6 protein-coding genes and 2 pseudogenes are annotated in these 7,258 nt (G+C 35.9%); 6 read left to right on the top strand and 2 right to left on the bottom strand.

What is annotated here, in order from left to right; genetic code table 11:
• The 3 genes and pseudogenes from J3U13_RS01840 to nusG form a co-directional block, all read left to right on the top strand.
• Positions 1-84 (top strand): annotated as a pseudogene (locus J3U13_RS01840) (elongation factor Tu); the annotation flags it as partial.
• Between the two features lie 134 nt (positions 85-218).
• Positions 219-620, top strand: coding sequence for a preprotein translocase subunit SecE (gene secE, locus J3U13_RS01835; protein ID WP_267339719.1), 402 nt, complete (start codon positions 219-221; stop codon positions 618-620).
• A gap of 1 nt (position 621) precedes the next feature.
• Positions 622-1,167, top strand: a complete 546-nt coding sequence (nusG, locus tag J3U13_RS01830) for a transcription termination/antitermination protein NusG (RefSeq protein ID WP_065602493.1) — start codon at positions 622-624, stop codon at positions 1,165-1,167.
• Between the two features lie 118 nt (positions 1,168-1,285).
• Here nusG and J3U13_RS01825 read toward each other — a convergent pair whose 3' ends face one another.
• Positions 1,286-3,229: an ABC transporter ATP-binding protein gene (locus J3U13_RS01825; RefSeq protein ID WP_267339717.1), complete on the bottom strand. Its 1,944-nt coding sequence runs from the start codon at positions 3,227-3,229 to the stop codon at positions 1,286-1,288.
• Between the two features lie 201 nt (positions 3,230-3,430).
• Here J3U13_RS01825 and J3U13_RS11445 point away from each other — a divergent pair, with 201 nt between their 5' ends.
• The 3 genes and pseudogenes from J3U13_RS11445 (at position 3,431) to J3U13_RS01815 (ending at position 5,134) form a co-directional block, all read left to right on the top strand.
• A complete protein-coding gene (locus J3U13_RS11445) occupies positions 3,431-3,619 on the top strand; it encodes a sugar diacid recognition domain-containing protein (protein ID WP_416380277.1) in 189 nt (62 codons plus the stop codon).
• Positions 3,609-3,922, top strand: a pseudogene (locus tag J3U13_RS11440) (NAD-binding protein); the annotation flags it as partial. The gene J3U13_RS11445 and the pseudogene J3U13_RS11440, both read left to right, overlap by 11 nt.
• A gap of 63 nt (positions 3,923-3,985) precedes the next feature.
• On the top strand, positions 3,986-5,134 hold the full coding sequence (locus tag J3U13_RS01815; protein WP_267339716.1) for a glycerate kinase: 1,149 nt from the start codon (positions 3,986-3,988) through the stop codon (positions 5,132-5,134).
• Positions 5,135-5,182: 48 nt separating this feature from the next.
• Here J3U13_RS01815 and J3U13_RS01810 read toward each other — a convergent pair whose 3' ends face one another.
• A complete protein-coding gene (locus tag J3U13_RS01810) occupies positions 5,183-7,186 on the bottom strand; it encodes an OPT family oligopeptide transporter (RefSeq protein WP_267339714.1) in 2,004 nt (667 codons plus the stop codon).
• Between the last annotated feature and the right edge of the window lie 72 nt (positions 7,187-7,258).

Raw genomic sequence — 7,258 nt, 5'->3', positions numbered from 1 at the left:
GCAATGGCAGAAGGCTTACGCTTTGCTATCCGTGAAGGTGGTCGTACTGTTGGTGCTGGTGTTGTTGCTAAGGTTATTAAATAATTAAGTTATTCGCTACCATAGAAAGGGTGTCTTTTGATGCCCTTTCTTATCTGGTCTGTTTAGCAAAATGTTTTTAAGAAAAGAGCATTTTGGAGAATAGATAATATTATAAATAACATAATCGTAGGTTTTATATGCTAGTAAGTAACGAGAGTCAAGATACAAATGCTATTCTAGACAAATTTAAATGGGGTTTAGTTTTAGTATTGATTGCGTTTATTGTTTGGGGCAATTTTTATTTTTCTGAACCTAATGATATATATCAACCTAATACGATCGTTCGGATTATTGCCGTTGTGGTGATTTCAGCATTAACTTTATTTATTGCATTTACAACAGGTAAAGGCAAATCATTTATATTATTTTTACAAGAATCAAGAAAAGAATTAAGAAAGGTTGTATGGCCAAGTCGTAAAGAAACGGTACAAACCACCTTATTAGTTGCCGCCATCACAGTGGTTGTTGGTTTAGCGCTTTGGGGAATGGATTCTTTATTCCGTTCAGTAGTCTTTTATTTAACATCAATAGGGCGTTGATATGAGTGAAACACAACAAAAACGATGGTATGTTATTCAAGCTTATTCTGGTTACGAAGCGCGTGTTGCACAATCATTACGTGAATATATCAAGTTACATAATATGGAAGATTCATTCGGTGAAGTACTTGTACCAACCGAAGAAGTCGTTGAAATGAAAAGTGGTCAACGTCGTAAAAGTGAACGTAAATTCTTCCCTGGTTATGTTTTAGTTGAAATGATGATGAATGATGCAACTTGGCATTTAGTCAAAAGCGTACCAAGAACTATGGGTTTCATCGGTGGTACCTCAGATAGACCAGCACCTATCAGTCAGCGTGAAGTTGATGCTATTATGAATCGTTTACAACAAGTTGGTGATAAACCACGTCCTAAAACGTTATTTGAACCAGGTGAACTTGTTCGTGTTAATGAAGGACCGTTTGCAGACTTTAATGGTGTTGTTGAAGAAGTTGATTATGAAAAAAGTCGCTTAAAAGTATCGGTTTCAATTTTTGGTCGTTCTACACCTGTTGAACTTGATTTTAGCCAGGTAGAAAAAAGCTAAAATTTTATTAGAATTTATTCATTCTGTTACAAGTTAAAAAAATCACAGAATTAATTCTGTGATTTTTTTTGCTTATTAACTGAGAAATAATTTAAACATCTTATTTTAGACATTAATACTAATTATTTCTTACTTCAAACTCTTCAAGTTGTTGCTGAATATCTAACCATTTTAATTCAGTATCTTCTAATTCATTTTTCAATTGGCTCTGTTTCAAAAGTAACGCAGTTAATTCTGTTTTTTTATCGGCTTCATACACAGTTGGATCGGCTAATTGTTGTTCGAGTGTGTGTAATTGGCTCGTTAATCGTGTAAGCATGTGTTCTTCTTTTTCAAGCTGTTTCTTCAGCGGCTGCATTTGCGCACGTCGTTGTGCATCTTTACGTTTTTGTTCCTTACGATCTAAAGCCGAAACATTTTGAATAGCTGTTTTTTTGATAATCTCCTTTTCAATTTTATTCTCTTGATCTATCGTTTGATTTTCAGCTTTTTGTTCGTTAGATAACCATTTTTGATAATCTTCTAGATCACCATCAAAAGGTTCCACTTTATGATCATGAACTAAGTAAAATTCATCCGTTGTTGATCGTAATAAATGACGATCATGCGACACGACCACTAATGCTCCTTCAAACCCAATAAGCGCTTCAGTGAGTGCTTGACGCATATCCAAATCTAAATGGTTTGTTGGTTCGTCTAATAAAAGCAGATTAGGTTTTTCCCATACAATTAATGCCAAAACAAGGCGAGCCTTTTCACCACCCGAGAAGGTTTTTACTGGATCTTTAACTTTATCCCCATGAAAATCAAATCCCCCTAAATAATTACGTAATAATTGTTCAGTTTTATTTGAATCAGCAATTCGAGAGAGATGCCAAAGTGCAGATTCATCAGGCCTTAGATATTCTAATTGATGTTGAGCAAAATATCCGAGTTGAATACCTTGAGCAAGGTTTATATGTCCCTCTTTAGGTGCAAGCTCGCCAGCCAGTAATTTAATTAAGGTTGATTTTCCAGCACCATTACGGCCCAATAGACCTATTCGAGAACCCGGGACTAAGTTTAATTTAATTTGTTCCAGCACAATTTTGTCATCATAACCAGCAACAACTTTTTCCATCATTAATAATGGATTTGGTAAAAATTCCGGTTTTTTAAAATTGAAATGGAATGGATTATCAACATGAGCAGGGGCAATGAGTTCCATTCTTTCTAGCATTTTAATACGGCTTTGAGCCTGTTTAGCTTTGGTTGCTTTAGCTCTAAACCTATCAATGTAACTTTGCAAATGTGCCACTTTAGCTTGTTGATTTTCATAGAGGGCTTGTTGTTGCGCCAGTTTAGCTGAGCGTTGAGTTTCAAATGAAGAATAATTACCAGTATATTCAAATAAACTTTGTTGCTCAATATGAATGATTTTATTGACCAGAGGATCTAAAAAATCACGGTCATGAGATATTAATATTAAGGTTCCTTGATAATTACTTAACCACTTTTCAAGCCATATAACGGCATCTAAATCAAGATGGTTGGTAGGTTCATCAAGTAATAATAAATCCGAACGGCACATTAAGGCTTGCGCTAAGTTTAAACGCATGCGCCAACCACCAGAGTAGGATTTTACTGGTAGTAATAATTGCTCATTAGAAAATCCCAAACCATGCAATAGTGTGGCTGCTCTTGGATGAATTGTCCATGCATCAATATTATCCAATTTTTCATGAATAAGAGCAATTTGATGACCATCATTATGTTGATTGGCTAGGTCTAACTTTTTTTCTAATTGGCGATATTCCCGATCACCATCAATAACATACTCAATTGCTGGTATATCTAATGCAGGGGTTTCTTGATTTACCCATGCCAGTTGCCATAGGCTAGGAAAGGTTAACGTACCTGCATCCGCTTCAATTTCACCTTTAATGAGTGAAAATAAAGTAGATTTGCCACAACCATTTTTACCAACTAATCCGACCTTTTGTTTAGGGTTTATTGTGGCAGAAGCTTTATCTAAGAGTACATTAACTCCGCGGCGAACTTGGATGGAATCAAATACTATCATGATTAAGTCACCTATGATTCAATGTAAAATGGGTTATTCTAACAAAAATAATGCATATGCAAAATTAGAATAGGAATTATTATGGTAAACTGCCGATGGTTGTATCATTGGTAGAGTGGTGATTTAGAACGTATTGGGGAATTACATTAAGGGGCAATACTATCTATATCTCAAAAAAGAATTGTTTCTATTGATGGTACAATGGTTAAATGTCTGAAAGGGATTAAGTCTGGCATCAATTTATCATTAACGCTCAACGATCGCATAGTGGGTGTCATTGGTTTAACCGGTGAACCATCAGATATTAGGCAATTTAATAAGTTGGTCTGTAGGACGGCAAAAAATGATGATGGGGCAAACCCAATTATTACAAGAAGTTTTAGCAACTAAAGCTGGTGTAAACCCTGAATTAGTTTATCAAGCAATTCGCGGGGGGATTAGCTGGATGTACTGTATTAGATGCTAAAGCTCCAATGGTTTTGAATCGTAATTTCAAACAGGTTTTAGAATTGATTTACATTTTAAGGATTTACAAAATGCGTTAGATACTTCTCATGGTATTGGTACGTCATTGCCATTAACGGTAGCTTTAATGGAAATGATGTAAGCCTAAAAACTGATGATAAGGGAGAATGTAATCATAGTGCATTAACGCGTTACTATAAGCGTTTAGCAAAAATAGAAATGAAATAATTAAGGTTAAAATTGAGTATGGTGACATACTCAATAACTTTGAGTCATTTGATAAGGATAGATATGAAAATTGTCATTGCTCCTGATTCTTTTAAAGAAAGTCTAAGTGCTATTGAAGTTGCTAATATAATTAAAAAGGGATTTTTAAACGTTTATCCACAGGCTGAATATTATTTAATTCCAGTTGCTGATGGAGGAGAAGGAACTGTTGATGCAATGGTTGATGCATTAAATGGTAATAAAATCACAGTGACGATTACTGATCCATTAGGTGAAAAAGGTTTGGCTTTTTATGGCATTTCAGGAGATGGACAAACAGCTGTGATAGAGATGGCTTCAGCAAGTGGTCTTGAGCGTGTACCCATTAATAAACGAGATGCTAAAATCACGACCTCATATGGTACTGGAGAATTAATTAAAGATGCTTTGGATAAAGGTTGTAAAAAATTTATTATTGGTATAGGCGGTAGTGCCACAAATGACGGCGGTGCTGGAATGTTGCAAGCATTAGGTGTTAAGCTTTTAGATGAATATGGTCATCAAATCGGTTATGGTGGTATTTCATTAAGTGATCTTGATACAATTGACATTAATGAAATTGATCACCGAATTAAAGATTGTGATTTTGAAGTTGCTTGTGATGTGACTAATCCTTTAACTGATGAAAATGGTGCTTCATTCATATTTGGACCACAAAAAGGAGCGTCACAAGCCGATGTTCATTTGCTTGATAAAAATCTTAAACATTATGCCCAAGTAATAAAAAAAAGTTTTAATCTCGATATTGAATTCATCCCAGGAACTGGTGCAGCTGGTGGAATGGGAGCGGCATTATTAGCATTTATGAATGCTAAATTAAGGCCTGGAATCGAACTTATTACTGAAACTTTAAATTTAGATAAATTTATTTCGAATGCTGATTTAGTGATTACTGGTGAAGGGCAATTAGATTATCAAAGTATCAATGGTAAGGTTCCTGTAGGTGTTGCTCGTATTGCTCAAAAATATCAAAAACCTGTTATCGCAATTGTTGGAAGTTTAGGTGATCAGGCAGAAGCTATTTATCCTTACGGGATTAATGCTATGTTTAGCATTTTAAGTAAAGTTACTACTTTATCCGAAGCTCTAGATCCAACAGCAGCAAGTGCTAATCTTCTTCAGACATCAACGAATGTAGCTTTGACACTTAAATTAGGAAATACTCTCAAATAAGTTATAAGTACCCTTTATCAAAATAAGATAAAGGGTATTATAATGGAGTTATCGTTTAAGAACGGATAACGCTCGGCGAATAAATAACACACAAACAGCTGCAAAAACAAATAATCCTAGATATTGAGGTAATATCCCTAAATCAGCTGATATGGCAAGTGGAGTATTACTGCCGCCACTAGCAATGCTAATTACAATCACAACCGCTAAAATTACCCCGACTAAGCTCTCACCAACAATCAGGCCTGAAGCAATTAATGCTGCTTTTCGATCGACCTTTTTATATTCTTCTTCTGGATCCAACTTATGCATTTTTGCTTTTACATAAGTATTACGTTTTATAATCCACGATAATACTGTTCCGACGAAAATAGGCATAGTAATGCTAGGTGGCAGGTAAATACCTAAACCAACAGCAAGGGCAGGCAATCTAAATTTGGAGTTATTGGCAGCTAAAACTAAATCAATAGCGATAATAACAGCACCAACAGCTAAGCCTATTATGATCATAGTCCAGTCAAGATTATGTGAAAAAATACCTTTAGCAATGGTTGTCATAAGGGTTGCTTGTGGTGCTGCTAATACTTGTGATTGATCCATATCAGGACGAGGAACCGCACCTGTGAAGCCATAAGCGTTGTATAAGATTTCTAAGATGGGTGCAATGACAATAGCGCCAACAATACAACCGATTAATAATGCAACTTGCTGTTTCCATGGTGTGGCTTGGACTAAATAACCGGTTTTTAAATCTTGCAGGTTATCATTAGAAATACAGGCCACAGCTAAAACAGCACTGGTGGTAAATAGCGCGAGAGCGGTTGCAAAATTAGTACCTTCTATAGAGTTCAACATACCATTTACTTCGCCTAAACCAAGTAAGATAAGTGAAATAACAATAGCAGCAACAATCGCAATGCCTGATATTGGACTAGCGGATGATCCAACCAATCCTGCCATATAACCACAAGCAGCCGCTACTAAAAAGCCCATAATAAATGCAAATAACACTGCACATATGACTAAAGACCATGCTATGCCTAATGGTAATCCACTATCAGCAATAAATGCATAAAAGGTAACGAGTAAAACCATCAATATCCCTGCCATAACTAAGAATATCGTTTTAGGTGATAAATCTTGATCTGTTGGCGCAATATCACTTGCTGACACGTCAGCACGCATGGTTTTAAATGAAATTTTTAAGCCTTCAATTACGGGTTTAATTAAAGTAAGTAATGTCCAAATAGCCGCGATAGCAATAGTACCGGCACCAATAAAGCGAATATCTTTAGCCCAAAACCCCATAGCAATTTGTGATAAAGGTTGACTTGTATCATAATCACTCATTAGACTTAAAATTGGAATGCCAAATAGCCAAGCAATAATTGTCCCAACTAATACTGCGATACCTGACATAATGCCTATCAAGTAACCAGCACTCAAAAGAGCTAACGAAAACCCCATTGGCAGTTGAAAAATGGATTTACCAGCGGTAAACCAATAAGCCGTGCTGTCCGATAGCACTCTAAAACCATTCGTTAATAAACTCACAATGGAAGCTAACACACCACCAAATAAAATATCTTTTAGTCCGTTATTCGCTTCGTTACCTTCTGTTTTGGAGCCGGCTTTTAATATTTCAGCGGCAGCAACCCCCTCTGGATAGGGTAAATTACTTTTGACCACCATAACATGACGCAATGGGATTGAAAATAGCACCCCTAACATTCCACCCGCAGCACAAATTGCAAGTGTTAACCAAACAGGAAAACTTTGCCAATATCCAATCATCAATAAGCCCGGTAAAACAAAGATAATTGAAGATAATGTGCCCGCAGCGGAAGCTTGGGTTTGCACCATATTGTTTTCTAAGATAGTCGATCCTGAAAACATTCTTAATATTGCCATTGAAATTACTGCTGCAGGTATAGCCGATGAAAATGTTAATCCGACTTTTAAGCCAAGATAGACATTTGATGCAGTAAAAATGACAGTGATAAAAGCACCTAAAATTGTGCCTCTTAATGTAAGTTCTCGTAAATTATTCATATTATGTCATTAAGTTAATTTGATAAGGGGGTATTATATACTTAATTCGCTTTTATCGACTAGAGGTTCTGT

It is taken from the genome of Gilliamella sp. B2887, from assembly GCF_026537015.1.
In the GTDB taxonomy this organism is placed as follows: domain Bacteria; phylum Pseudomonadota; class Gammaproteobacteria; order Enterobacterales; family Orbaceae; genus Gilliamella.
The sequence above is the reverse complement of the archived record's forward strand: the minus strand, read 5'-3'. Positions and strand labels throughout refer to the sequence as shown.

What these genes read in the sequence shown, in the direction of transcription:
- secE (WP_267339719.1), top strand. Translation starts at nt 219, where the DNA reads ATGCTAGTAAGTAACGAGAGTCAAGATACAAATGCTATTCTAGACAAA.
- J3U13_RS01825 (WP_267339717.1), bottom strand. Translation starts at nt 3,229, where the DNA reads ATGATAGTATTTGATTCCATCCAAGTTCGCCGCGGAGTTAATGTACTC.
- nusG (WP_065602493.1), top strand. Translation starts at nt 622, where the DNA reads ATGAGTGAAACACAACAAAAACGATGGTATGTTATTCAAGCTTATTCT.
- J3U13_RS01810 (WP_267339714.1), bottom strand. Translation starts at nt 7,186, where the DNA reads ATGAATAATTTACGAGAACTTACATTAAGAGGCACAATTTTAGGTGCT.
- J3U13_RS11445 (WP_416380277.1), top strand. Translation starts at nt 3,431, where the DNA reads ATGGTTAAATGTCTGAAAGGGATTAAGTCTGGCATCAATTTATCATTA.
- J3U13_RS01815 (WP_267339716.1), top strand. Translation starts at nt 3,986, where the DNA reads ATGAAAATTGTCATTGCTCCTGATTCTTTTAAAGAAAGTCTAAGTGCT.